Genomic DNA, 26488 nt, shown 5'->3' with positions numbered 1-26488 from the left:
TTAAAGGGAAAATTGAAAATGAGTCCGGTACAATACCGAACTCATTTTGAACAAGTTGCCTCATGAAATAACTGTGTCTAACTTTTAGGGGTCACTACATAATGACGGGGTCTTCTCTATGTTATTTAATGGTTTGTAACTCTTTTGGGAATTGTGTTAATGGTATAGCACCGTCTTTTGTTAGAACAAGATCATCTTCGATACGAACACCGGCTACTCCTGGTACGTAAATACCTGGTTCAATTGTATACACCATGCCTTCTTGTAGAAGCAAATCATTTGTTTCTGTTAATGAAGGATATTCATGGACGGAAATACCAAGTCCGTGACCGAGGCGATGTGGGAAGTAATCGCCATATCCGGCATCTGCAATAATTTTTCTTGCTGCTAAGTCAACTTCTGATGCTTTTGCACCAGGTTTACATGCTGCTATTGCTGCTAATTGCGCTTTGAGCACGGTGTCATAAATTTCTTTTTGTTTCTCATTTATTTCACCATAAGCAACCGTTCTCGTAATGTCTGAACAATAGCCTTTCCAAACAACGCCAAGGTCAAATAGAACAAGGTCGCCTTTTTGAATTTTTGTCATACCTGGTGTACCATGCGGAGATGCTCCGTTTTTACCAGTTAGAACCATTGTTGAAAAGGACATTTCATTAACGCCTTTTTTCTTTAATTCATATTCGATTGTAGCTAAAACTTCCAGTTCTGTCTTTCCTTCTGCTATGGCAGCACAGCCTGTTTCAATAGCGAAATCTGCAAGAGCAGTAGCTTCTTTAATAATCGCAAGCTCTTCTTCACTTTTTACCATTCGTAATGTACGAAGCTTTTCTTCAGCAGATACCATACTTGCATGAGGGTAAAGTTCTTTCACCGCTTCATAACGTTCAACATTCATATGTTCTTTTTCGATTGCTATTTTATTAACTGTTGAAAGACGTGTAACAATGGCATCATTAATCATTGTCCATGGATTTTCAATATCTGTATATCCAATAATATCACCATTCCAACCAGCGTTTTTGGCATCCTCTATTTCCATTTTTGGACAGACAAGGAAAGGGTCAGCATCTTGGAAAACGGCTAATCCTAGTAAACGCTCATTAGGATCACTATGAAAAGAGCTCAAGTAAAATACATTTTCTGTTGATGTAATAAAAGATACATCAATTTTGTTTTCTTTCATCCATGATGATAAAATATCCATTCTTTGCTTCATGGTAGTCCCTCCTGGTCTTTATGTAGTAAGCTATAAGCAAGCGTATCAACTATATATGAAAAAGTAAACTTTTTGAACTGTTTAAATTGAAAGAAATAAGGGAAGAGACAGGATAACTTCATATTTATGTTGAAAAAATTACATAGGAAAAACAGAAAGGAGAATCATTTGTGAAAGTATCATTTCATGGCCATTCTATCGTAAAAGTAAAAACAGAGGATAAAACAATTTTATTTGATCCATTTATTACTGGGAATGAATTAACAGACCTTAAGGTTGAAGAAGAAAAACCGGATGTTATTATCGTGACGCACGGACATGGTGATCATTTAGGAGACACAATTGAACTGGCTAAGAAGAATCAATCTCTAGTGATATGTAATGCAGAACTTTCATATTATCTAGGTTTCCATGGTATTGAAGCACACGGCATGAGTATTGGTGGTGCGTATGATTTTGATTTTGGGAAAGTGAAATTAACTCCAGCTTTACACGGAACAGGGCTCGTAACTGAGGATAACCAAATTGTTTATTTAGGTATGCCGGCTGGTGTCTTACTAACAATTGATGGTAAGACAATCTATCATGCAGGAGACACAGGTTTGTTTTCGGATATGAAATTAATTGGAGAGAGACATCCGATTGATTTAGCATTTATCCCGATTGGTGATAACTTTACAATGGGACCAGAGGACGCTGCTTATGCTGTAGAGTTGCTGCAACCGAAACAAGTCGTTCCCGTTCATTACAATACATTTCCACCAATTAAACAAGATCCACACGCTTTCGCTAAATTAGTAAAAGGATCTGATGTAAAAGTAATGGAAGCTGGAGAAGTTGTTGAATTATAATAAATATTGTTGAGAGAAACTGAGATAATGCCACAGATGACTGTCTGTGGCATTTTTGATTTCAATTTGTGAACCAACTAGTTACACTTTTTTCATGGAAAAGTGCGTAAGCTAATACAATTGATTAAACCTCAAACCTCTTTAATATAGTGAGATTAGATTTGAAAAGGCAACTGGGTACATATCAATACTTTTTCACATAATAAATACACTAGTATTGAAGACGATTACTGGTCATGTCCGCTTTCTTCTCTGCATAAATATAGATTATGAGAGGAGAGGATGAGATGAGGAGATATCGTTATATTATTTGTTTATTGCTTGCAGGTGCTATGCTCTTTTACGCAGTCCCTCGATTAGATGTTTATAGCAGTGGTCTTGAGGGTGTTTTTACCATTACTTGGTTAGCATTTGCATTGATTGTTATTGCCGGAAATTTGACAGCCTTATTATATGAGCCGAAATCAAAGGTAAATGTAAGGACAAGGCGAAAAGTGGTTACATCTAACCGCAAACGAATGAGGTCTCATTAATAATATTGCTCGTTCGTTGAACATCACAACTTTTCATTCTATAATAAGGCTATGAAGGATGAAAATAGAGGGTGATGTCTTGGCTACAAAGCATGAGCAGATTTTACATTATATTGATGAGTTACCAGTCGGAGAAAAAATTTCCGTTAGACAAATTGCAAAGGCACTATCGGTGAGTGAAGGAACAGCTTACCGTGCCATTAAAGATGCTGAAAATAAAGGGTATGTGAGTACGATTGAAAGAGTCGGTACAATTAGAATAGAAAGAAAGAAGAAAGAAAACTTTGAAAAGCTTACTTACGCAGAAGTTGTCAATATTGTTGATGGACAAGTGCTAGGAGGACGAGCAGGACTCCATAAAACATTGAATAAGTTTGTGATCGGTGCGATGAAGTTAGAAGCAATGATGAGATATACTGGGGCTGGAAACTTATTAATCGTCGGAAACCGTACGAATGCCCATGAACTAGCGTTAAAAGCTGGAGCAGCCGTTCTTATTACGGGTGGTTTTGATACGGAAGAAGATGTGAAGCGGATTGCTGACGAATTAGAGTTACCGGTGATTTCAACAAGCTACGATACTTTTACAGTAGCAACGATGATTAACCGAGCAATATATGATCAGTTAATTAAGAAAGAAATTGTTTTAGTAGAAGACGTACTTACACCTGTTACTCAAACGATTAGCTTGCAAACAACAGATACGATTGAGGAATATTTAAAACATAATCGAGAGACGAGTCATAGTCGCTTCCCGGTTGTTGATCAACATATGAAGGTTCAAGGGATGGTTACTTCCAAAGATATTATGGGCCATAAAACAGATACACCTATTGAAAAGGTCATGACGAAAAACCCGATGACAGTTGGTGGTAAAACAAGTGTGGCTTCTTCTTCACATATGATGGTTTGGGAAGGGATTGAACTCCTCCCAGTTGTTGATCAATCGCATAAGTTAGAGGGAATCATTAGTCGGCAGGATGTGTTAAAAGCGCTTCAAGTCATTCAGCGGCAACCACAAGTTGGTGAAACAATTGATGATACGGTGACAAACCAGTTGGTATTAGCGAATGGAAAAACGAAGAATGAAGCGATGTATCGCTGTGAAGTTACACCGCAAATGACGAACCATATTGGTTCCATCTCGTACGGTGTTTTCACGACGATAGTGACAGAAGCTGCTAATCGCGTTTTACGAATGTACAAAAAAGGTGACCTTGTAGTTGAAAATATGACCATATACTTTTTAAAACCAGTTCAAATTGAGAGTATGCTTGATATTTTTCCAAGAGTGCTTGATGTTGGGAGAAAGTTTGGGAAAGTAGATGTAGAAGTCTTCAATGGCGGGGTATTGGTTGGAAAAGCGATGATGATGTGTCAATTAACAGAAAGATAAGCATAAATCGGCTAGTTGATGGATACTTCTTCTAATAGCTAGTAAAACATCAACTAGACCGAATTTACTTACTACCTTACAATTGGAGCCACCACAGGTGAAATTGTAAGGTTTTAGTTTTGGTTCGATTTAATCCATTCGGATTCTTCAATCGCACGAGGAAGAAAATATTTATAGGCTTTCATACCAGCCCAAATACTGATTCCGCCAATAATGATAAAAAGAGCAGAGATAACATACGTGATCGTACCGCTATAAAGAAATAGTTGGTTGACACCGAAAAAGAATATAAAGGCACCTAGCGCCATACGTGATTTAGCTGAGATCCATTCTTTTTCTGCAGGACGTCTAGAACGTACGTATTTCACTTTATAGAATACGTACAAAGCAAAAGATAGTGCAATAAAAACTGCAAGTACAAGCATGTACAAACCTCCATAAATGAACATATGTCTTTATTTTAACTTCTATAAGAGGAAATTGCTAGAAGAGAGAGAATAATTATTATAATTGCAAGATGCTTTTCTTTCTTGTGTGTTATTTGAGAGGAGTATACAATGAAGAGTAAAATTCTGTCCGCGATCAAAAAGTATGACAAAATCATTATCCATCGTCATATTCGTCCAGATCCAGATGCCTACGGGTCGCAAGGAGGGTTGGCAGAAATAATAAAAGCTTCTTTTCCGCAGAAACAAGTATATACAGTGGGGCAAGAGGACGAAACCCTGCTCTATTTGCGTAAAATGGACAAGATAAGTAATGAAGTCTACGAAGGAGCTTTAGTGATTGTTTGTGATACTGCCAATACGGAGCGCATTAGTGATCAACGGTACACAAAGGGTGATCTATTAATAAAGATTGACCACCATCCTAATATGGATCCGTATGGAGATTTGCTTTGGGTAGATACTGAGGCGAGCTCTGTAAGTGAAATGATTTATGAGTTTTTTCTAAGTGGTCAAAATGATGGTTTAATAATGACAGATGAGGCAGCAAGGCTGATTTTCGCTGGCATTGTCGGTGATACAGGGCGGTTTATCTATCCAAGTACAACGAATAAAACCTTTGCTTATGCAGGAGAACTAATTAAATATCAGTTCTCAAGGACAGAGCTTTTCGATAGAATGTATGAATTAGCACCCAATCTAATTAAGCTCCAGGGATATATTTTACAACATTTTCATATGCTTGATAGCGGAGCGGCAGTGGTGAAAATGGACAGTAGTTTATTGCAAAAATACGAGGCTACACCTGCTGAGGCGTCGGTTTTAGTCGGAGAGCTCGGCCATGTTAAAGAATTGAAGGCATGGGTGTTTTTTATAGAAGAAGAAGATCAAATAAGAGTGCGCTTCAGGTCGAAAGGCCCGATCATTAATCAACTAGCTCGGTGCTATAAAGGTGGGGGACATCCATTTGCAGCAGGTGCATCTATATATAGCTGGGATGAAGCTGAAAAAGTGATTTCCGACTTAAATGATTTATGTGAATCGTGGACCATTTAATAATTAATAGAGGTTGAGCAATTAATTTAATAACAGCTCAACCTCTAATACAAGTGTTGTATCTATAATAATGGATTGAATATCAGCTCGGTAGCGCTTCCCATTAATGGGGTGGGTTTTATTCACAATTATGCGTTTTACGAGTTCGATACTTTGTCCGACGCTTTTTATATCTCGCGCCATTAAAATACTGATATCTTCTTTGATCGCATCCTCCGTTTGATAGAGGCTGTATTCGTCTAAATTATATTTCTTGAGTGCAGATTGGTCGATTTTAACAACGATCTCTTGGACAGTTAATAATTCTTCGTTTTCTTTATTCAATTTTTTAAATTCCTTCTGCCATATCTCCTTTTCATTTTCTAATTCCTTAATTTCAGCTTCCTGTGTGTGGATTTCTAAACTATAACGCTCTTGCCATTCACCAAAAATGTAAACGAAAACACACCAACTTAATACGCCTCCGATAGCCATTCCAGCAAAAAAACGCTGCCAAGAAGGTCTGCGATAATAAGGGGGGATTCTCATTTAGGTAAATGCTCCTGAGTTAGCCAGATGATGATTTGAGCGCCTGTTTGAGCCCCACCAAAAGCTGAGAGAATTAAGAGACATTGTTTGATAATATCTTTCGTTTGCCCATCAAGGACTCCACGCTCAAAACTATAAACCGTATCAAAAGTACCTCCAATAGCAGCGATAATTGCCCAAATTCTAATAGAATTCGATAGATTGAAAATTTCTGTTAAGGGAGGTTTTCCTGTGAAAAACGCGGCAATGCCACCGATGATTGAACCGCCAATCAAAACACCAAGAGCAATAAAGTAACTTTCTAAAAGAGAAGAAAAGAAGGGTTGCTCATTCATTTACATAACCGCCTTTTAGTGATGAATTCTCTCTATTCCATCATATGGACGAACATCATAAATTATGTTTATTCTTCAATGAATTCATATGGGATTGTACAATGAGAGTTTTCATTAAGAAACAAACGTTCTATAATAAAAGAAGAAGAAAAATGAGGGTGTGAGAAAGTTGTCTTTTATTCACTTGCAAGTATATAGTGCCTATAGTTTATTAATGAGCACAGCTAGTGTTGAACAACTCGTAGCAGATGCCAAAGTAAAAGGGTATCCAGCAATTGCCCTTACAGATAGAAATGTAATGTACGGGACAGCACAGTTTTATAATGAATGTAAAAAAAATAATATTAAACCTATTATTGGGTTGACTGTCGATATTGAAAAGGAACAAGAAGAAGGGACGAACCCAATAGTATTACTAGCAAAAAATAACCAAGGTTATCAAAACTTACTCAAAATAACGAGTAGCCTGCAAACGGCAGCAGAAGGCGGACTCCCGCTCAAGTGGTTGAGGGCTTACTCAAATGGATTAATTGCTTTAACACCTGGTTTAGAAGGCGTAATTGAGAATTACTTGCTAGAAGACCGGTTTATGGATGCTGAAAAATATGCTCGTATGTATAAAGAGATTTTTTCTGGTGATTTTTATCTTTCTATGCAAAGACATGGGCTAACAGAGGAAGAGAAAGTATTGCCGTTGCTTAAGGATTTATCAGAGCAAAGTGATATATCACTAGTTGTGACAAATGCTGTTCATTATTTAAATAAAGAAGATGCCTTTGCTCAACAATGTGCACTTGCTATACGCAATGGAGAAAAATTAGAAGACGAGAGTTGGGAAAGATTACAATCTGATCAATATTCTTTAAAACGTGTGAAAGAAATGGTTGACCTTTTTGTAGAAGAGGAAGAGGCGATTATAAAGACGAATATGATTGCCAGTGAATGTGATGTGGAGATGGACCTTGGAATAAAAAGCTTGCCGAAATTCCCCACTGATGGCCATCTGACAGCCGATCAGCAATTAGAGCAGCTCTGTATGAAAGGGTGGGGTGAGAGATATCCTGATGGAAATGAGAAAGCTAGGAATCGCCTTATGTATGAGCTTTCTATTTTGAAGAAAATGAATTTTAGTGATTATTTTTTAATTGTTGCGGATTTTATGCAGTTTTGTAGAAGGGAAAAAATTTTCACTGGACCTGGACGTGGTTCGGCAGCCGGCTCAATTGTAGCATATGTGCTTTATATAACAGATGTTGATCCGATTCGTTACAATTTGCTTTTTGAACGGTTTTTAAACCCTGAGCGGATTTCTATGCCTGATATTGATATTGATTTTCCTGACCATCGCAGAGATGAGGTAATCCAATATGTGGCAAGCAAGTATGGTCAGCAACATGTCGCGCAAATTATTACGTTTGGAACATTAGCAGCTAAGGCGGCACTTAGAGATGTTGGTAGGGCCTTTGGCTTAAACTCAAAGGAACTAGATCAGCTATCTCGTGCGGTACCTAGTCGACTAGGTATTACCTTAAAATCAGCTTGGCAAGAGTCACATTCTTTGCAAACATTGATTAATCAATCATCGTTATATAAAAGATTATTTAATACAGCACTAAAGTTAGAAGGATTGCCAAGACATACTTCTACACATGCTGCTGGCGTTATCATAAGTGAGCGCCCACTTGTTCAAGTGGTACCAATTACCGGGGGACATGGAGATGTTTTTCTAACACAATTTTCAATGGAGCACTTGGAAGATCGTGGCCTATTAAAAATGGATTTTCTTGGCTTACGTAATTTGTCACTTATTGAAAATATTTTACAGTCTATTAAAAAGAAAACAGGAAAACTTATTCCAATAAAAGAAGTGCCACTTCAAGACCAAAAAGCTTATGAATTACTATCTAGGGGAGAAACAACAGGAATTTTTCAGTTAGAATCAAGTGGGATGAGAAATGTATTAAAGAAACTGCAACCGACTACATTTGAGGATATTGTTGCAGTCAATGCATTATATCGCCCAGGCCCGATGGAAAATATTCCGTTATTTATTGCGAGAAAGCATGGTGAGGAGGAAATTACCTATCCTCATCAAGATTTAGAAGATATATTGAAGCCGACTTATGGTGTCATTGTTTACCAAGAACAAATTATGCAGATTGCAGCAAAGATGGCAGGATTTTCACTAGGGGAAGCTGACTTATTAAGAAGGGCTGTAAGTAAAAAGCAAGAAGAAGTTCTGAATAAAGAAAGAGCACATTTTGTGCATGGTGCGATTAACCAAGGATATACAGAAGAAACTGCCAATCAAATATATAATTACATCGTTAAGTTTGCTAATTACGGATTTAATAGAAGTCATGCAGTAGCGTATAGTATGATTTCTTATCAACTTGCCTATTTAAAATCCCATTATCCGCTACATTTCATGGCGGCATTGTTAACTTCAGCTATTGGTAATGATGCGAAAGTAGCCCAATATGTAAATGAGGCGAAGCAATTGGGGATTGAGATCTTACCTCCTTCCATTAATAAAAGTATCTTTTCTTTTCAGGTGGAAAATCAAGGAATCCGCTATAGTTTAGCAGCAGTGAAGACGATCGGGGTAAATGCTTGGAAGGAAATTGTTCGAGTGAGAGCAGGTAGATCATTCCAAGATTTATTTGATTTTTGTATCCGTATGTCAGGGAAAGTATTCAATAGGCGAATGCTTGAAATGCTTGTTCATTCCGGGAGTTTTGATGAGTTTGGTGAGGACCGAGCGACACTACTTGCTAGCTTAGATATTGCCTTAGAGCATGCCGAGTTAGTTCAGCCAGATGATGATCAATTTGATATGTTTAGTGAAGAGGAATTTTTCCCTAAACCAAAATACGCAACTGTTGAAGAGATTCCCTTGTTAGATAAACTTGCTAACGAAAAGGCGGCTTTGGGGTTATATCTTTCTGCGCATCCGGTAACAACCTATGAATCATTTTTTTCACTGTTAAAATCTCAAACGCTACAATACATTGAGAGTCAAGAGAGAAAAGTAATTGTTCAATCAGTCGTGTATATCTCAGAAATGAAGAAGATTAGGACCAAAAAAGGAGAAGCGATGGCATTTTTACTTCTTAGTGATCAAACTGGAGATATGGAAGCAGTCGCTTTTCCGAAAATCTATAATAAGTATTCTTCTATCATGCAAGCTGGCGATATTGTCTTTATGAAAGGTGAAGTAGAGGTAAGGAATGGAAAGAAACAATGGATTATTAGAAGTGTTGAAAAAGTAGAAGAAGTGATTGAAAAGGAGGAATCTAAGCCACCTACCCTTTACATTAAGATTACGAAAGAGAATGAATCAGATGAGAAATTAACATTGTTAAAAGAAATTTTACAATATGAAGTAGGGCAATCACCTGTCGTTTTATTCTATGAAAATGATCGTAGATCCATCAAACTTAGTCAAGATGAATATGTATCATACAGCGAAAAATTGACTGAACGCTTAAAAGAATTATTTGGAGGAGAGAATATTGTTTTTAAGCGTTAGCCTTTACAAGTTTTTCAGATATGTTATATTGTTATCATAAACTGGTCAGACCACCATGAAGTTGATTTTTAAAGAATTTGCATTAAGTGCTGCTTTCATTTCCTTATTTATAGGTAAATTGTTCTCTAGTACTGAAGCAATTCTTATTAATGAATACTGAATCATTTTTCTAGTATATGTTTATTGTGAGGTCGACTGCTATTTTGTAACGTCCTAGGTATTTGGTTGTTTTTGCCACATTCTTGATATATGTATTGAAGAATAAGAGAGAGAAAATTTACATATTAAGAAAGAAGAGACAGCTAGTATGTTGGGTTTGTGAAGAATTATAAGAAAAGCACTAAGGGGTGTAGGTCATGTCATTAAGAGATGAAGCATTAAATATGCATAAGGTTCATAAAGGTAAATTAGAATCTAAATCAAAAGTAGCTGTTACAAATGCGAAAGAGTTAAGCTTAGCTTATTCTCCCGGCGTTGCAGAGCCATGTAAAGAAATTTATGATAAACCAGAAACGGTTTATGATTATACAATGAAAGGCAATATGGTAGCGGTTGTTTCTGATGGAACGGCTGTTCTTGGACTTGGTAATATCGGACCAGAAGCAGCCTTACCAGTAATGGAAGGGAAAGCTGTGTTATTTAAAAGCTTTGCAGGTGTTGATGCTTTTCCAATTTGCTTGAATACCAATGATATTGATAAAATCGTTGATACGGTGAAGTTAATGGAGCCGACTTTTGGCGGTGTGAACTTAGAGGATATTGCAGCACCGAATTGCTTCTATATTGAAGAACGTTTGAAAAAAGAGACAAATATTCCAGTGTTCCATGATGATCAACACGGGACAGCCATTGTAACTGTTGCTGGACTTGTCAATGCCCTTAAACTTGCTGGTAAAAAGATGAGCGAAATAAAGGTGGTTGCAAACGGTGCTGGTGCAGCCGGTATTGCCATTATTAAATTACTATACCGTTATGGTGTAAGAGATATTATTATGTGTGATACAAAGGGTGCTATCTATGAAGGGCGTCCAAACGGGATGAATGATATTAAGAGTGAAGTTGCCCGGTTCACAAACCGTAACCAAGTTAAAGGTAGTTTAACAGATGCAATTAAAGATGCAGATGTATTTATTGGTGTATCAGTGGCGGGTGCTTTGACAGCTGATATGGTACAATCAATGAACGACAAGGCAATCATTTTTGCTATGGCTAATCCAACACCAGAAATCATGCCAGAAGAGGCAAAAGCTGCTGGAGCGCTTGTTGTTGGTACAGGTCGTTCAGATTTCCCTAACCAAGTAAATAATGTTCTTGCATTCCCAGGAATCTTTAGGGGTGCTTTAGATGTTCGTGCAACTCATATTAATGAGCATATGAAAATTGCTGCGGTTGAAGCAATTGCTGAATTGATTGCTGAAGACGACTTACATTCTGATTATGTCATTCCAGCTCCATTTGATCCACGAGTGGCACCAGCAGTAGCATCTGCAGTAGCTAAATCAGCTATGGAAACTGGCGTAGCTAGAATTAAAGTTGACCCAGAAGAAGTGAAGCAAAGAACAGCACAACTTGCAGCTATCGGAAAAGATAAATAACGATAGGCGGTGAGTTCGCTGGACAATTCAACGAAATTATATATAGAAATCGTGAAACAGCTGCGAAATATTATTCAAGAAGAAGGTTATCAAACAGGTGACAAACTACCTTCAGAACGTGAAATGTCAGAACGCCTAAATGTTGGGCGTTCTTCCGTTCGTGAAGCTTTTCGTGCGTTAGAGCTACTAGGTTTAATAGAGACGAGAAGAGGCGAAGGAACCTTTATTAAAGATTTTCGCGGTCATAATCTGGTACAATTACTGAGTACATTTATTCTGCAAGACAAACAAGCAAAAACTGATATTAAAGAAACGAAATATTTGGTAGAATGGGATTGTATATGGTTAGCGATGAGAAAAGCAACTCCAAAAGAACTTGAAGCTTTTAGAAATTGGGTCACTTCTGAGGTGTTTCAAGAGAATGAATATTTTTATCGCATCGTTCTCATAGCAGATAACCATTTATTTAAGCGTCTATGGACGATTTTAACCGATTATTATAATTCGTTAGACTTTGGTTCAGCTATTGTTGATCAAAAAACCTATCTGTCATTAATAGATGCGATGATAGAGAAAGATGAACAAGCAGCAAAAATTCAATATTGTTTAATAAGAAATTTGTCGAGCATTTAACGACAATGTTTTCCATCTTTTTTAAGCCTATTATTGTATAGTGATGAGACAAGCTATATTCTCGCACTTGCGTCGATAGGCAATTGTTTTTTTCTCAGTGGTCTGGCCACCTAGGGAAATGGTAATGATTACTAAAGTAGGAAAGGTAAATTTCACTTTTGTTATTTACTTTGTAATTACAAGGAGGTTTCACCTTGCTAAAAGACATCTTTACAAAATCAAAGAAGAAAAAATATGCAACTATTCCTTCTGAGGCAGCGAAGCAAGATGTCCCAGAAGGAATCATGACTAAATGCCCTGAATGTAAGAAGATAATGTATACGAAAGAACTAATGAAAAACATGAAGGTATGTATTAATTGTGGTCATCATCACCCAATGAATGCAGCAGAACGTTTTGAGAGCTTTCTAGATAAGGGAACATTTCAAGAGCTAGATCGTGAAATGATATCAGAAAACCCGCTTGCTTTTCCAGATTACCTTGAAAAAGTTGAAAAAGACCGTAAGAAAACAGGCATGAATGAAGCGGTAATGACAGGAATTGGAGAATTGGATGGTTTTCAAATTGTTCTGGCCGTAATGGATTCGACTTTTAGAATGGGAAGCATGGGCTCTGTGGTCGGAGAGAAAATCACAAGGGCAATTGAAAAGGCGGATGAATTGAAAGTGCCATTCATTATCTTTACTGCTTCTGGTGGTGCAAGAATGCAAGAAGGTGTATTGAGTTTGATGCAAATGGCGAAGACGAGTGTGGCGCTGAAGCGATTCAGTGATAATGGTGGCTTAATTATCTCGATAATGACACACCCTACTACTGGTGGTGTTTCTGCTAGTTTCGCTTCATTAGGAGATTTTAATTTTGCTGAGCCTAAAGCGTTAATTGGTTTTGCGGGTCGTCGTATTATTGAACAGACAATTCGTGAAGAGTTGCCAGAGGACTTCCAAACAGCAGAATTCTTATTGAAACATGGGCAGCTTGATGCCGTTATTCATCGTTCTAAGCTGCGAGAGGAGATTGCTAACATTCTTTCTATTCATCAGCCAGGAGGTGAGCTTAAATGGTAACTGAATTAACGTTTGAAAGACCGATTATTGAACTAAGAAAAAGAATAGCTGAGTTAAAAGAATTTACGAAGACAGCAGATGTTGATTTAGGAGCTGAAATTAATAAGCTCGAGACAAGATTAGCCAAGTTAGAAAAAGATATATATGAAAATCTAGGACCATGGGATCGAGTGCAAATTGCTCGTCATCCTAATCGTCCTACTACATTAGATTATATAGAGTATTTGTTTGATGACTTTTTTGAATGTCATGGCGATCGTGTATTCGGAGATGATGAAGCGATTGTTAGTGGGATAGCTAAGTTTAGAGGACATCCTGTTACAGTGATCGGTCATCAACGTGGAAAAGATACAAAAGAAAATATCCGTAGAAACTTCGGTATGCCACATCCAGAAGGTTATCGAAAAGCGTTGCGTTTAATGAAGCAAGCGGAGAAGTTTCGCCGTCCAATTGTTTGTTTTATAGATACAAAAGGTGCTTATCCAGGCAAGGCAGCTGAAGAAAGAGGTCAAAGTGAAGCGATAGCTAAAAACCTTTTTGAAATGGCTAGTTTGAAAGTACCTGTTGTATGCATAGTAATTGGAGAAGGCGGAAGTGGCGGCGCTTTGGCGTTGGGCATTGGTAACTATATTCATATGCTAGAAAATGCTACTTACTCTGTTATTTCACCAGAGGGAGCTGCCTCTATCCTTTGGAAAGATGCGGCGAAAGCTCAAACAGCAGCTGAGTCGATGCGCATTACTGCTCCAGATTTAAAGGAGCTTGGAGTTATCGATGAAATCATACCTGAAGTAAAAGGTGGAGCTCATAAGGATGTTGAGCAGCAAGCACTAGCAATTGAAGATATTCTTTATCAGTCATTAAAGGATTTATCTCAACTAGATGAAAAACAATTAGTAGACCATCGTTATGAGAAATATAAATCAATTGGGAAATATTCGTTTTTAAGAGATTATATTGGGGTAAAATAAAAACGTGCGAATTGCACGTTTTTCCTATTATCCACGTTATTTTAAAAAAGATTATAATAATCTGTACCAAACGAGAGCAGCTATAAAGTAATTTATATAAACTCTGATATGCTTCAAAATACAATGTATACCTTTGTTCATATTTGGCTTGAATGTGCTTTTAGTAATAATTCTTTAACGAAACTTAATAAATTATAATTGTGATGTTTATTTTTTCGTGCTATTTTAACAGTAGAAGAAGCTTATTAACCTTTTGTAGGTCCTCTTTTTTCCTTTCCCCTAGGTTCGTTCATATTAATAGAATACAAATTGTTTTCCCATAATAGAGGTGATAGAGAAAATGAAAAGAATTGGTGTATTAACAAGTGGAGGAGATTCACCTGGAATGAATGCGGCCGTTCGCGCAGTTGTTAGAAAAGCCATTCATGATGGTATCGAGGTATATGGTATTTATGGCGGTTATACTGGTCTAATTCATGGTAATATAGAAAAGCTAGAATTAGGATCTGTTGGTGATATTATTCATCGTGGCGGTACGATTCTTTATTCTGCAAGATGTGAAGAGTTTAAAACAGAAGAAGGAAGACAAAAGGGAATAGAGAACTTAAAGGCACATCAAATAGAAGGTCTAGTTGTGATTGGTGGAGACGGATCTTATCGAGGAGCGCTTGCCCTCACTGAAGCAGGTTTTCCATGTGTAGGTGTACCAGGAACGATTGATAATGACATTGCAGGTACACAATATACTATTGGATTTGATACAGCATTAAATACAGTCATTGATGCCATAGATAAAATCAGGGATACAGCGAGTTCACACGAAAGGACCTTTATTATAGAAGTAATGGGTAGAGATGCAGGCGATATTGCCTTATGGGCAGGCTTAGCTGGTGGAGCAGAAACAATCCTTATTCCTGAAGTAAATTACGATATAGATGAAATTGCAACAAAACTCAAAAGTGGACTTGATAGAGGAAAAAGGCATAGTATTATCATTGTGGCTGAAGGTGTTTGTAGTGGTATAGAATTCGCAAAACAAGTTGAGAGTGCAACCTCACTTGAAACGAGAGTGTCTGTTCTTGGTCATATCCAACGAGGCGGATCTCCAACGGCATTTGATCGTGTTTTAGCTAGTCGTTTAGGTGCTCATGCAGTGGAATTACTTGCCAAAGAAAAAGGTGGACAAGCAGTTGGTTTGAATAATAACCAAGTCGTAGCTAATAGCTTGCGTGATGTTTTAAGTCAACATAATAGGTTAGATTTAGACCTATACGAGTTATCAAGAGAGCTTTCAATTTAAGCGTACATAATTAGGAGGTATATATTAATATGCGTAAAACGAAAATTGTTTGTACAATTGGACCAGCTAGTGAAAGTATTGAAAAAATTATTGAATTAATAAATGCTGGCATGAATGTAGCAAGATTAAATTTTTCACACGGAAATTTTGCAGAACATGGTGAGCGAATTGCTAATATCCGTGAAGCATCTAAGCAAACTGGAAAGACAGTTGCAATCCTATTAGATACAAAAGGTCCAGAAATACGTACGAATGATATGAAAGACGGTGCGATTGAATTAGAAGCGGGTAACAATATCATTGTGAGTATGAATGAAGTGGAAGGGACAACAGACATATTCTCTGTTACATATAGTGGCCTCATTGATGATGTCCACATCGGCTCTAGTATTCTTTTAGATGATGGCTTGATTGCTTTGGAAGTCAATGCTATCAATAAAGAGAAAAAAGAAATTCATGCGAAAATCTTAAATAGCGGTACGTTAAAGAATAAAAAAGGTGTGAATGTACCAGGTGTTTCAGTTAACCTCCCTGGCATCACAGAAAAGGATGCCAAGGATATTCTTTTTGGAATTGAGCAAGAAGTTGACTTTATTGCCGCTTCCTTTGTTAGACGACCATCAGACGTTTTAGAAATTCGTCAATTACTTGAAGAAAATAATGCAGAATATATTCATATTATCCCCAAAATTGAAAACCAAGAAGGCGTTGATAATATTGAAGGTATTCTAGAAGTGTCAGATGGTTTAATGGTAGCGCGTGGAGATTTAGGTGTTGAAATTCCAGCGGAGGAAGTACCGCTTGTACAAAAGCAATTAATTAAAAAATGCAACGAGCTTGGAAAGCCGGTTATTACAGCAACACAAATGTTAGATTCCATGCAAAGAAACCCTCGCCCAACTCGTGCGGAAGCAAGTGATGTTGCTAATGCCATTTTTGATGGCACGGATGCAATCATGTTATCAGGGGAAACAGCAGCGGGTTCTTACCCAGTAGAAGCAGTTAAAACGATGCATAATATCGCTTCTCGTGCAGAAACAGCCTTAAATCATAGAGAAATTTTATCTCAAAGAAGTAAAAATAATAAACATAATGTGACCGATGCCATTGGCCAATCTGTTGCACATACAGCACTAAACTTGGGAGTCAGCGCCATTATCACACCTACAGAGAGTGGACATACAGCTAGAATGATTGCTAAGTTCAGACCGGTGAATCCAATCGTAGCTGTCACTTCACATGAATACGTTTCTCGTCGCTTATCACTTGTATGGGGAGTATATTCGCAAGTTGGTCAAAAAGCTAAGACAACCGATGATATGCTAGATATAGCTGTAGAAGAAAGTCTACAAACAGGAATCGTTCATTCGGGGGATCTTGTTGTTATAACAGCTGGAGTTCCTGTTGGAGAAGCAGGAACAACAAACTTAATGAAAATTCATGTAGTTGGCGATATCATTGCTAAAGCTCAAGGTATTGGCAGAAAGTCAGCATTTGGTAAAGCAGTTATTGCCCGCAATGCGAAAGAAGCAATGGAAAAGGTTACAGAAGGCTCAATACTCGTAACAATTGGGTCTGATCGTGAAATGGTCCCAGCTATTGAAAAATGTAGTGCTCTAATTACTGAAGAAGGTGGTCTAACGAGCCATGGTGCTGTAATTGGTTTAAACCTTGGTATTCCGGTTATTGTCGGTTTAGATATGGCTACAAAATTAATTAAGGACGGTCAAGACATTACAGTAGACTCACAAAGAGGTGTCATTTATAACGGCCATGCGAGTGTCTTATAAATATAGAAGAACTGTCGGATATTATTAATCGGCAGTTCTTTTTTTATATAAGATTGAAAAATAAGGTTGAAAAGATATTTAGATAACCTAATTAAATTTTTAACTCAAAATAGAATATAATTGTTGCCAATATCGTTATATTAGTATAACATAATATTAAATATAATATATCACATTTATAATGATAACATATCTCTTAAATTATTTTGAATAGAAATATTGAAATAAAAAAATAAATACATAATTAAAGGGAGTGGTGAGGATATGCTGAATTATATGCAAGGGTTTTGGATGGAAATGTGGAGGTTGCATGATCAAATAAAGGACTTATTACGGTTATTCTCAGTGAAGAACCAGTCTGATAAGAACCATTCAAATGAATTGAAGCAATCAGGTGAAAATAATGGAGAGAATCCGAAACAGAGAAAAAGAACGAATAAACAGAATATAGGATTATTATTAGGGCCCATTCTTTTTGCTTTAACGCTCCTATTTGTTTCACCTGAAGGAATGTCAAGAGAAGCCCAAGCTGTGCTAGCAAGTACTCTATGGGTTGCTGTCTGGTGGATTACAGAGGCCATACCTATACCAGTAACTTCACTATTGCCAATCATTCTCTTTCCCGTTACTGGTGCAGTGACAGAAGGAATTACGAGTTCATATGCGGATAATACCATTTTCTTATTTTTAGGTGGCTTTATTATCGCCATTGCGATGGAAAAGTGGAATCTCCATTTAAGAATTGCACTTGGTATCATTACTGTGGTTGGTACTAGTACATCTAGGCTTGTTCTTGGGTTTATGGTGGCTACAGGTTTCCTTTCAATGTGGATATCGAATACTGCAACTGCCATGATGATGATGCCGATTGCCATTGCTGTTATTACGCATGTAAACGATTCCATGAAGTCGGAAAGAGAATCTGCTAACCGGTTTGGTAAGTCACTAATGCTAGGGATTGCCTATGCAGCTTCAATTGGTGGTTTAGGTACTTTAATTGGGACACCTCCAAATATGATTTTTGCAGGTGTTGTAAAAGAAATTTATGGGATTGATATTTCTTTTGCTACATGGATGCTATTTGGGGTTCCTTTTGCGGCTATTTTATTACTTGTAGCCTGGTTTTACTTAGTTAAAATGGCTTTTCCTATGAGAATCAAGGAGCTTCCAGGCGGTAAAGAAATCATTTCTTCTGAAAGAAAACGATTAGGAAATATATCTTTTGAGGAAAAATTAGTATTAGTAGTGTTTCTTGCTACTGCGGTTGCGTGGATTACAAGATCGTTCATTCCTTTTGATTTTATGAGCCGAATCGACGACACGATTATAGCGATTGCTGCAGCGATTATTCTATTTCTTTTACCATCGAAAAGTAGTAAGGATGCTCAGCTTTTAAATTGGAAAGATGCATTGAATATTCCTTGGGGGATATTATTACTATTTGGTGGGGGATTAGCAATCGCCAAAGGCTTTAAGGATTCAGGTTTAGCCACATGGATTGGAGAGCAATTAACCGTTCTTGAGGGTGTGCATCTTGTTATTGTCATTCTATGCGTAACAGCACTTGTGACATTCTTAACTGAGATTACATCAAATACGGCAACAGCTACAATGATGTTCCCTATCATGGCATCTTTAGCATTAGCGTTAGACCTTCATCCGTATGCGCTTATGGTAGCTGCTGCAATTGCTGCTTCATGTGCGTTTATGCTCCCTGTTGCCACACCGCCTAATGCTATTGTCTTTGGATCTGGCTATTTAAAGATAGGTGATATGGCTAAATCCGGTTTTTGGTTAAGTATTTTTACAATTATCTTTGTTGGTGTAATGATTTATTTCTATATGCCAATTGCATGGGGTATCGATATAGGTACTTTCCCGAATTCGTTTAAGTAGCATTTGTTCTAAAATTTATAAAGTGGGAATTTCCAATGATGGAAATGTGTTATGTTTCTCGCGAGCCCATAATTTTGATATCATTATATATATAAAATATAATGAGGTGGCTAAATGCGCTATATATTATTACCGCTAATTTTAATCCCGGCGATTGAAATTGTTGTACTGCTTCTTGCCGGTAAGGCTTTAGGTGTGGCCGTGACATTTCTTCTAATTATATTGACTGGCGTTTTTGGCGTTTATATAGCAAAAAGGCAAGGGATGGAAGTAATGAAAAAGGTACAGATGGAAACGCGCCGTGGGGAAATGCCGGGTGATTCCATGCTAGACGGTCTTTGTATATTCATAGCAGGTATTTTCCTTGTGTTACCAGGATTTATTTCAGATTTCATAGGTGTTCTTTTATTAATTCCTTTTATAAGAAATAAATTAAAAATTATTTTGTATCACTTCCTTAGAAGACGTATTAACCATGGTAACATCAAAGTGATAAAATGGTGAGCATTTAGACAAAGGTGATCCCATATATTAAAAAAAGAATAGACAAAAAGAGATCCGAACATATTCCAATTCGTTTATGTTCGGATTTTTACATTGGCGAGAAGTAGGTTTGTAGTCGAGATTCAAAAAGGAGTACCTCAAATTTAGCATCTATTATAATGGCTGACTTCTATTTCTCCTCTCTTCCATTTTTTATATAAAACCAAATATCTGTGAATACTTTTGCTCTGTACAAAGTAGAAAGGATGACAAGAATAATTGGACCAATAATCAGCCCGAGGAATCCAAATAGTTTAAAGCCAATAAATAAAGCGATTAAAGTCGCCAATGGATCTAAACCAATATTGGAAGATAAAATCTTTGGTTCCATCACTTGTCTTTGAACGATAATAATCACGTACAGGATAGAAAGTCCAACTGCAATGGTCGTTTCACCAATAAAAAAGGAATAAATAATCCATGGAATAAAGATGATACCTGTTCCTAAATAAGGAAGAATATCAACCATACCGGCGATAATGGCGATTGTCATCGCATAATCTATGTTTAATATTAATAAGCCCAACAAGATGATAAGAGTAGTTATTGAAATTAAAGTTGCTTGTGCCTTTATAAAGCCAAAAAGGGCAGATTTCAGGTCAGTGAAGACGGTAATGCTACTGCGTCTTACATATTCAGGTGCCAGATTAAGAAAAAATAGTTTTATTCTTTCCCAATCTTTACTAATGAAGAATGAAGCCAAAAGAGAAAAAATAATGACAGTTGCTGCATTAGGTATCCATGAGAATAACGCAGGCAGCTTTTCAAAAAAAGATTGTAGAAAAAGTCCTAATGATTGTCCTATATTCTTACCTATTTCTTCTATATTGGCCATAACGCTTGCTTGTTGTTCTGTTCCTAGATGGTTAAATAAACTGGTTAGTTTATTTAACACAGGCATAAATTGATTGGCGATCCAGTGTTCTATATGTGTAATAAACACTTGTACATGTGCTGGCACAACTTTTGATAGGTGAGCTGCCCCAGAGACCAATTCAGTGATTAAAATAACTGCGCCGCCCAGAATGACGCCTATTAGTAATGTTAAAGAAATGAAAACAGAAAAAGATCGGGGTATTTTACATGTATATTGAAAAAAATTGACTGTCCTATTAATGATGTATGCAATACCTAACCCAATTAGAAAAGGATAAGCAATGGATGACAAGTAAAAACTAGCAAATAATAAAGTAAATATGATGACTAAGACAAAAAAGAATCTCATGATTTGGTAATGTAGGGCACTTGTCATTGTTTGGCGCTCCTCCTTAATGTATTTTAAGTGAAAAAGGTTGAATAATCTGACATTGTTTTCTAGACGCTAATTTTAATCTTTTAACCTAAAATATGCTCTTTTGTCCTCATTATCTTTACTGGCGAAATGAGCGAATTAGAAATTAATTTTATCTTTTTTCGAAATTATGTTAAAATAACATCATTAACAGGAAGGTGAGATAGAATATGGAGTCATTCCTGTTTTTACTACTGCTTTTAGCTATCAGTATTGTGGCTAAAAATCAATCTCTTATATTTGCGATTGCTGTCCTCCTATTGTTAAAATTAGTCGGAACAGAGTTAAAAGTGTTTTCATTTATTCAAAGCAAGGGTATTAATTGGGGTGTAACGATTATTACGATTGCTGTCTTAGCCCCTATTGCAAGTGGAGCAATCGGGTTCAAAGATCTAGCAGATGCATTTAAATCACCTTATGCTTGGGTTGCTTGTATATCAGGCATTATCGTTGCATTATTAGCAAAGGGTGGGCTTACCCTCCTATCAGAAGATCCACATATTACGACTGCTCTTGTTCTAGGAACAATTCTAGCTATTACATTATTTAAAGGAGTAGCAGTCGGTCCGCTAATCGGAGCGGGTATCGCCTATTTATTCATGAAGATATTTGAGTATATTCAATAATTGGTAGAAAGCTATCAATCACTTGTATTTTTATGAATTTTTCGTTTCACAAAAGTCAGATAATTGTTTATAATATACATGTACAAATAGGTTTGATAGTTGAGTCTATGAAAATAGTAGATACTTTATACCAAAAAGAAAATGTAAGCATTTTCTTTCATTAATGTTTGTACATGTTTGTACTGAGCATACGTTCAGAGATTGTTCAGTCAGATGGAAATCTGACTAAGAATATCATTTAGTCTGTCTCCCAGCTTAATACATATTAGCTGGATTAAATCGGCTACAATAGCCAATAGAGCTATCAGGTTTATCTGATAACAACTTAATGAATAAGATTCATGCAGACAGAGGGTTTGGGGAAAATATTTCAAAGAAGGAGATGGTTTGTTATGACAGCGACACGCGGTCTAGAGGGTGTAGTGGCTACTACATCTGCTATCAGTTCAATCATTGATGATACTTTAACATATGTAGGCTATAACATTGATGATTTGGCAGGAAATGCTAGTTTTGAGGAAGTCATCTATTTATTATGGCATGGTAAATTACCTACACAATCACAACTAGATGAATTAAAAGCACAATTGGCAGAAAATATGAATTTGCCACAAGAGGTTCTTGCTCATTTTAAGACTTATCCAATTGATCAAGTTCATCCGATGGCAGCTCTTCGCTCCGCTGTATCTCTTCTTGGTCTCTATGATGAAGAAGCAGATGTAATGGAAGAGGATGCGAACTATAGAAAAGCCATCCGTTTACAAGCAAAAGTGCCAGCTATTGTTGCTGCGTTTGCGCGTGTGAGAAAAGGCTTAGAGCCAATTGCTCCTAAAAAGGAATTAAGTTTTGCTGCTAACTTCTTGTTTATGTTAAATGGGGAAGAACCAGAAGATGTAGCAGTTGAAGCAATGAATAAAGCACTTGTCCTACATGCTGATCATGAATTAAATGCGTCTACTTTTACAGCTCGCGTTTGTGTTGCGACATTATCTGATATGTACTCAGGTATTACAGCAGCTATTGGTGCATTAAAAGGACCTCTACACGGTGGTGCTAACGAAGCTGTAATGAAAATGCTTAAAGAAATCGGTACATTAGATAATGTTGAACCTGCTATTCGTGAAAAATTAGCGAATAAAGATAAAATAATGGGCTTCGGTCATCGTGTATATAGAAAAGGCGACCCAAGAGCGAAACATTTAAGAGAAATGTCTAAGAGATTAACAGAATTGACAGGCGAACCACATTGGTATGAAATGTCTACAAAAATTGAAGGAATTGTGACTGGAGAAAAAGATCTTCCTCCTAATGTTGATTTTTATTCGGCATCTGTATACCACAGCTTAGGTATCGATCACGATCTCTTTACACCAATCTTTGCAGTTAGCCGTGTTTCTGGTTGGTTAGCTCATATTTTAGAACAATACTCTAATAATCGTTTAATCCGTCCACGTGCTGATTATACAGGTCCAGGAATGCAAGCTTACGTTCCTGTTGAACAAAGAGGGTAAACTTTTTATTGAGTTTTTTCAAAACAGATGATAATAATAAATAAAGATAAGCAAGCTACTGAAAGGTTAGAGGGTTTGCCTTCTAGCCTTTGATTCTGGTAAGTTTGTGATGTGTTACTTTTAACACAAGGAAATTGGAGGGAGAAATTATTATGGCAGCAGAAAAAATTACAGTAAATAATGGTGTTTTAAATGTACCAAATGAACCAATCGTTCCTTTTATCGAAGGTGACGGAACTGGGCCGGATATTTGGGCATCTGCTTCTCGTGTTTTAGATGCAGCGGTTGAAAAAGCATATAAAGGTGAGCGTAAAATTGCTTGGAAAGAAGTTTTAGCTGGTGAAAAAGCATTTAACCAAACAGGCGAATGGTTACCAAAAGAAACTTTAGATGTAATTAATGAATACTTAATCGCCATTAAAGGACCACTTACAACACCAATTGGTGGAGGAATTCGTTCTTTAAATGTTGCATTGCGTCAAGAATTAGATCTTTTCGTATGCTTGCGTCCAGTACGCTGGTTTGAAGGTGTTCCTTCACCAGTTAAGCGCCCACAAGATACTGACATGGTCATTTTCCGTGAAAATACTGAAGATATCTATGCAGGTATTGAATATGCTAAAGGTACAGATGAAGTAAACAAATTAATCTCTTTCTTAAAAGATGAAATGGGTGTCAATAAAATTCGTTTCCCAGAAACATCTGGAATCGGTATTAAACCTGTTTCTCAAGAGGGAACAACTCGTCTAGTTCGCTCTGCAATTGACTATGCAATCAACGAAGGTCGTAAATCAGTAACACTTGTACACAAAGGTAATATCATGAAATTTACTGAAGGTGCATTTAAAAATTGGGGTTACGAACTAGCTGAAAAAGAATACGGCGATAAAGTATTCACATGGGCTGAATATGACCGCATTAAAGATGAAAGTGGCGTAGATGCAGCAAACAAAGCGCAAGCTGATGCTGAAGCTGCTGGTAAAATCATCGTTAAAGATGCAATTGCTGATATCTTCTTACAACAAATCTTAACTCGTCCAGCGGAATTTGATGTAGTAGCAACAATGAACCTTAACGGTGACTACATTTCTGATGCGTTAGCAGCACAAGTTGGTGGAATCGGTATTGCTCCAGGAGCAAACATCAACTACGAAACTGGACATGCGATTTTCGAAGCTACACACGGAACAGCTCCTAAATATGCAGGTTTAGACAAAGTAAACCCTTCATCTGTTATTCTTTCAGGTGTGCTTTTACTTAAACATTTAGGCTGGAATGAAGCGGCTGATTTAATTGAAAAATCTATGGAAAAATCTATTGCTTCTAAAGTTGTAACTTATGACTTTGCTCGTCTAATGGACGGAGCTACTGAAGTGAAATGTTCTGAATTCGGTGACGTCCTAATCAAAAACATGGACTAATTAACTTGATCTAGCAGGTTCAATTTAAAAATTGAGCCTGCTTTCTTTTTATTTAAAAACCTCATCCTTATTGATTGTGATGTAAAATTCAGTGGAAGATAAATTCCATCATATATGAAATTAAGTTGTTTCCTCATGTTTTAATCTCACAAGAAGCGGTTATAAATTGAATAGTTGTAAATGAATACATAAGGAGATGTTGCAAGTGTCTACACTCAAGCGTAAGAAAGTTTCTGTTATCGGAGCCGGTTTTACTGGAGCGACGACTGCATTTTTATTGGCACAAAAGGAATTAGCAGATGTTGTATTAGTTGATATTCCCCAAATGGAAAATCCGACAAAGGGAAAAGCTTTAGACATGTTAGAAGCAAGTCCAGTTCAAGGATTTGATGCAAATATCTTAGGTACAGCAAACTATGAAGATACGAAAGATTCAGATATCGTCGTGGTTACTGCTGGAATTGCACGAAAGCCAGGGATGAGCCGGGAAGATCTAGTTCAAACAAATGAAACGATTATGAAGAATGTAGCGAAGGAAATTGCACAGTATTCTCCCGATTCGCTTATTATTGTGTTATCAAATCCTGTGGATGCGATGACTTATACAATATTTAAAGAAACAGGCTTTCCTAAAAACCGAGTTATTGGCCAGTCGGGTGTGCTCGATAGTGCCAGGTTCCGTACGTTTGTAGCTCAAGAGTTACAGATCTCCATAAAAGATATAACAGGGTTTGTGCTCGGAGGTCATGGTGATGATATGGTTCCACTTGTTAGGTATTCATATGCAGGCGGTGTCCCTTTAGAAAAATTAATCTCCAAAGATCGTTTAGAACAAATTGTCGATCGAACGCGAAAGGGTGGAGGAGAAATTGTTAGTTTATTAGGGAATGGTAGTGCATACTATGCACCTGCAGCAGCCTTAGTAGAAATGGTAGAGGCTATGATCAAGGACCAAAAAAGAATACTTCCTGCAATCGCTTATTTAGAAGGAGAGTTTGGTTATCAGGGCATTTATTTAGGTGTGCCAACAATCCTTGGTGCAAATGGGATCGAAAAAGTCATCGAATTAGATTTAACAAAAGAAGAAAAGGTTGCATTAGATCAGTCAGCTGAGTCGGTGCGTCAGGTGATATCGATATTGTCACAAAACTAATCTATAAAGAAAGTACTTGTTGGCGAAGTTCCGTCTTTTACCTGAGCTTCGCTTATTTTTTGTTAACTTTACAATAGAAAGAAAATTATTATTACTATTTTTCTTTTACTTATTAAAATAAAATGTTAATATAATTATAAATAAACAGAAAAATTAGTTTATATTTTCATCTTTTGCAAGCGGTTACAAAAATCGGAGGTGCATCCATGTTAGGGAAGAAGAGAAAAATAGGTAGAAGACTTGAGGAAATTTCGGTTGGAGAGAAGCTGACCTTTACGGAAAAAATAGAAGATAGGGATTTATTATTATATCTAGGGTTAACAGATGATGCCAATCCCATATACTTACAGCATGACTATGCTTCACAAACGCCTTATAAAAAACCAATTGTACCCAATATTATGCTGAATGGTATGGTCTCATCTAGTGTTTCAAAATATCTCCCTGGACCGGGTAGCCACATACTTAAGCAAGAGTTAGAATATGTTAAACCTGTTTATCACTATTCTACAATTGAATTCTTGATGGAAGTAATTCATGTGGATGAAGAGAAGCATAATATTGAAATGAAGGTACAAGCAACGAATGAAGAAAATGAAACAGTATTATATGGCCGAATGAAAGTATGTCCACCCTATCCACTTGAGAGTCTCAACAGTAAAGTGCTAGAAAACTTCTAATCATGAATTGTAAGGATAGTTGACCAAAAAACTAAGCAAAAGTAATTTATACTGCTTAGTTTTTTGTCGTGGGCACGCTTTTTTTTCTTTTTTATATTATAATACATTTATATAAGGG

At 36.9% G+C, this 26488-nt stretch carries 23 protein-coding genes; 18 read left to right on the top strand and 5 right to left on the bottom strand.

Going from position 1 to position 26488, the window contains the following annotated elements; translation table 11 throughout:
* Positions 1-121 precede the first annotated feature (121 nt).
* On the bottom strand, positions 122-1219 hold the full coding sequence (locus U9M49_RS09835) for a Xaa-Pro peptidase family protein (protein ID WP_322909668.1): 1098 nt from the start codon (positions 1217-1219) through the stop codon (positions 122-124).
* A gap of 170 nt (positions 1220-1389) precedes the next feature.
* On the opposite strand from U9M49_RS09835, the gene U9M49_RS09830 reads away from it, so the two are divergent.
* The 3 genes from U9M49_RS09830 to U9M49_RS09820 all read left to right on the top strand — a co-directional run bounded on the left by U9M49_RS09830 (position 1390) and on the right by U9M49_RS09820 (position 3999).
* A complete protein-coding gene (locus tag U9M49_RS09830) occupies positions 1390-2070 on the top strand; it encodes a metal-dependent hydrolase (RefSeq protein WP_224935770.1) in 681 nt (226 codons plus the stop codon).
* Between the two features lie 287 nt (positions 2071-2357).
* Positions 2358-2603, top strand: coding sequence for a hypothetical protein (locus U9M49_RS09825; protein WP_095372294.1), 246 nt, complete (start codon positions 2358-2360; stop codon positions 2601-2603).
* A gap of 79 nt (positions 2604-2682) precedes the next feature.
* Positions 2683-3999: a CBS domain-containing protein gene (locus tag U9M49_RS09820; protein ID WP_095373634.1), complete on the top strand. Its 1317-nt coding sequence runs from the start codon at positions 2683-2685 to the stop codon at positions 3997-3999.
* A gap of 113 nt (positions 4000-4112) precedes the next feature.
* Here the strand turns inward: U9M49_RS09820 and U9M49_RS09815 are convergent, their stop codons facing one another.
* Positions 4113-4424: a YtpI family protein gene (locus tag U9M49_RS09815; RefSeq protein WP_095372295.1), complete on the bottom strand. Its 312-nt coding sequence runs from the start codon at positions 4422-4424 to the stop codon at positions 4113-4115.
* A gap of 132 nt (positions 4425-4556) precedes the next feature.
* Between U9M49_RS09815 and U9M49_RS09810 the strand changes: the two genes are divergently transcribed.
* On the top strand, positions 4557-5501 hold the full coding sequence (locus tag U9M49_RS09810) for a bifunctional oligoribonuclease/PAP phosphatase NrnA (RefSeq protein ID WP_322909667.1): 945 nt from the start codon (positions 4557-4559) through the stop codon (positions 5499-5501).
* A 21-nt stretch (positions 5502-5522) separates the two neighbouring features.
* Here the strand turns inward: U9M49_RS09810 and ytrI are convergent, their stop codons facing one another.
* On the bottom strand, positions 5523-6029 hold the full coding sequence (gene ytrI / locus U9M49_RS09805; protein WP_095372297.1) for a sporulation membrane protein YtrI: 507 nt from the start codon (positions 6027-6029) through the stop codon (positions 5523-5525).
* Entirely contained in the window at positions 6026-6364 is a 339-nt protein-coding gene (locus U9M49_RS09800) for a YtrH family sporulation protein (protein ID WP_095372298.1), read from the bottom strand. Before U9M49_RS09800 ends, ytrI begins: the two co-directional genes overlap by 4 nt.
* 160 nt (positions 6365-6524) lie before the next feature.
* On the opposite strand from U9M49_RS09800, the gene dnaE reads away from it, so the two are divergent.
* The 9 genes from dnaE (at position 6525) to U9M49_RS09755 (ending at position 19649) form a co-directional block, all read left to right on the top strand.
* Positions 6525-9896 (top strand): DNA polymerase III subunit alpha, encoded by a 3372-nt coding sequence (dnaE, locus tag U9M49_RS09795; RefSeq protein ID WP_322909666.1) that lies wholly within the window; start codon positions 6525-6527, stop codon positions 9894-9896.
* A gap of 356 nt (positions 9897-10252) precedes the next feature.
* On the top strand, positions 10253-11491 hold the full coding sequence (locus U9M49_RS09790) for an NAD(P)-dependent malic enzyme (RefSeq protein ID WP_095372300.1): 1239 nt from the start codon (positions 10253-10255) through the stop codon (positions 11489-11491).
* A gap of 9 nt (positions 11492-11500) precedes the next feature.
* On the top strand, positions 11501-12124 hold the full coding sequence (locus tag U9M49_RS09785; RefSeq protein ID WP_095372301.1) for a FadR/GntR family transcriptional regulator: 624 nt from the start codon (positions 11501-11503) through the stop codon (positions 12122-12124).
* Positions 12125-12318: 194 nt separating this feature from the next.
* Positions 12319-13188 (top strand): acetyl-CoA carboxylase, carboxyltransferase subunit beta, encoded by an 870-nt coding sequence (gene accD / locus U9M49_RS09780; RefSeq protein ID WP_095372302.1) that lies wholly within the window; start codon positions 12319-12321, stop codon positions 13186-13188.
* The gene (gene accA / locus U9M49_RS09775; RefSeq protein WP_095372303.1) at positions 13182-14159 is read left to right on the top strand and encodes an acetyl-CoA carboxylase carboxyl transferase subunit alpha; all 978 of its coding nucleotides are present in this window, start codon (positions 13182-13184) and stop codon (positions 14157-14159) included. The genes accD and accA overlap by 7 nt, the downstream gene beginning before the upstream one ends.
* A 340-nt stretch (positions 14160-14499) precedes the next feature.
* Positions 14500-15459 (top strand): 6-phosphofructokinase, encoded by a 960-nt coding sequence (pfkA, locus tag U9M49_RS09770; RefSeq protein ID WP_095372304.1) that lies wholly within the window; start codon positions 14500-14502, stop codon positions 15457-15459.
* Between the two features lie 29 nt (positions 15460-15488).
* Positions 15489-17249 (top strand): pyruvate kinase, encoded by a 1761-nt coding sequence (pyk, locus tag U9M49_RS09765; protein ID WP_095372305.1) that lies wholly within the window; start codon positions 15489-15491, stop codon positions 17247-17249.
* A gap of 264 nt (positions 17250-17513) precedes the next feature.
* Complete coding sequence (locus U9M49_RS09760) at positions 17514-19145, top strand: SLC13 family permease (RefSeq protein WP_095372306.1); 1632 nt, start codon at positions 17514-17516, stop codon at positions 19143-19145.
* Positions 19146-19259: 114 nt separating this feature from the next.
* The gene (locus U9M49_RS09755; RefSeq protein ID WP_095372307.1) at positions 19260-19649 is read left to right on the top strand and encodes an FxsA family protein; all 390 of its coding nucleotides are present in this window, start codon (positions 19260-19262) and stop codon (positions 19647-19649) included.
* 169 nt (positions 19650-19818) lie between these two features.
* On the opposite strand, the gene ytvI is transcribed toward U9M49_RS09755, so the two are convergent.
* The gene (gene ytvI / locus U9M49_RS09750; RefSeq protein ID WP_095372308.1) at positions 19819-20940 is read right to left on the bottom strand and encodes a sporulation integral membrane protein YtvI; all 1122 of its coding nucleotides are present in this window, start codon (positions 20938-20940) and stop codon (positions 19819-19821) included.
* Between the two features lie 209 nt (positions 20941-21149).
* On the opposite strand from ytvI, the gene U9M49_RS09745 reads away from it, so the two are divergent.
* The 5 genes from U9M49_RS09745 (at position 21150) to U9M49_RS09725 (ending at position 26370) form a co-directional block, all read left to right on the top strand.
* Positions 21150-21605 carry a DUF441 domain-containing protein gene (locus U9M49_RS09745; RefSeq protein ID WP_095372309.1) on the top strand — a complete coding sequence of 152 codons (456 nt, stop codon included), beginning with the start codon at positions 21150-21152 and terminating at the stop codon, positions 21603-21605.
* 392 nt (positions 21606-21997) lie between these two features.
* Entirely contained in the window at positions 21998-23116 is a 1119-nt protein-coding gene (gene citZ, locus U9M49_RS09740; RefSeq protein ID WP_322909665.1) for a citrate synthase, read from the top strand.
* A 149-nt stretch (positions 23117-23265) separates the two neighbouring features.
* Positions 23266-24537: an NADP-dependent isocitrate dehydrogenase gene (icd, locus tag U9M49_RS09735; RefSeq protein ID WP_180317068.1), complete on the top strand. Its 1272-nt coding sequence runs from the start codon at positions 23266-23268 to the stop codon at positions 24535-24537.
* A gap of 205 nt (positions 24538-24742) precedes the next feature.
* Positions 24743-25690 carry a malate dehydrogenase gene (gene mdh, locus U9M49_RS09730; protein ID WP_233435212.1) on the top strand — a complete coding sequence of 316 codons (948 nt, stop codon included), beginning with the start codon at positions 24743-24745 and terminating at the stop codon, positions 25688-25690.
* Positions 25691-25896: 206 nt separating this feature from the next.
* Entirely contained in the window at positions 25897-26370 is a 474-nt protein-coding gene (locus U9M49_RS09725) for a MaoC/PaaZ C-terminal domain-containing protein (protein ID WP_322909664.1), read from the top strand.
* The last annotated feature ends 118 nt before the right edge of the window (positions 26371-26488 follow it).

The organism is Cytobacillus sp. OWB-43 (assembly GCF_034651445.1).
GTDB classification, from domain to species: Bacteria; Bacillota; Bacilli; order Bacillales; family Cytobacillaceae; genus Cytobacillus; species Cytobacillus kochii.
Note: the sequence above shows the minus strand (reverse complement) of the source record. Positions and strands in the feature narration are given on the sequence as shown.

Excerpts from the sequence above, each read along its gene's own strand:
- citZ (WP_322909665.1), top strand. The coding sequence starts at position 21,998 with ATGACAGCGACACGCGGTCTAGAGGGTGTAGTGGCTACTACATCTGCT.
- U9M49_RS09825 (WP_095372294.1), top strand. The coding sequence starts at position 2,358 with ATGAGGAGATATCGTTATATTATTTGTTTATTGCTTGCAGGTGCTATG.
- U9M49_RS09800 (WP_095372298.1), bottom strand. The coding sequence starts at position 6,364 with ATGAATGAGCAACCCTTCTTTTCTTCTCTTTTAGAAAGTTACTTTATT.
- U9M49_RS09835 (WP_322909668.1), bottom strand. The coding sequence starts at position 1,219 with ATGAAGCAAAGAATGGATATTTTATCATCATGGATGAAAGAAAACAAA.
- U9M49_RS09760 (WP_095372306.1), top strand. The coding sequence starts at position 17,514 with ATGCTGAATTATATGCAAGGGTTTTGGATGGAAATGTGGAGGTTGCAT.
- U9M49_RS09815 (WP_095372295.1), bottom strand. The coding sequence starts at position 4,424 with ATGCTTGTACTTGCAGTTTTTATTGCACTATCTTTTGCTTTGTACGTA.
- U9M49_RS09725 (WP_322909664.1), top strand. The coding sequence starts at position 25,897 with ATGTTAGGGAAGAAGAGAAAAATAGGTAGAAGACTTGAGGAAATTTCG.
- accA (WP_095372303.1), top strand. The coding sequence starts at position 13,182 with ATGGTAACTGAATTAACGTTTGAAAGACCGATTATTGAACTAAGAAAA.
- pyk (WP_095372305.1), top strand. The coding sequence starts at position 15,489 with ATGCGTAAAACGAAAATTGTTTGTACAATTGGACCAGCTAGTGAAAGT.
- U9M49_RS09810 (WP_322909667.1), top strand. The coding sequence starts at position 4,557 with ATGAAGAGTAAAATTCTGTCCGCGATCAAAAAGTATGACAAAATCATT.
- U9M49_RS09745 (WP_095372309.1), top strand. The coding sequence starts at position 21,150 with ATGGAGTCATTCCTGTTTTTACTACTGCTTTTAGCTATCAGTATTGTG.
- pfkA (WP_095372304.1), top strand. The coding sequence starts at position 14,500 with ATGAAAAGAATTGGTGTATTAACAAGTGGAGGAGATTCACCTGGAATG.
- U9M49_RS09755 (WP_095372307.1), top strand. The coding sequence starts at position 19,260 with ATGCGCTATATATTATTACCGCTAATTTTAATCCCGGCGATTGAAATT.
- ytvI (WP_095372308.1), bottom strand. The coding sequence starts at position 20,940 with ATGACAAGTGCCCTACATTACCAAATCATGAGATTCTTTTTTGTCTTA.
- U9M49_RS09790 (WP_095372300.1), top strand. The coding sequence starts at position 10,253 with ATGTCATTAAGAGATGAAGCATTAAATATGCATAAGGTTCATAAAGGT.
- ytrI (WP_095372297.1), bottom strand. The coding sequence starts at position 6,029 with ATGAGAATCCCCCCTTATTATCGCAGACCTTCTTGGCAGCGTTTTTTT.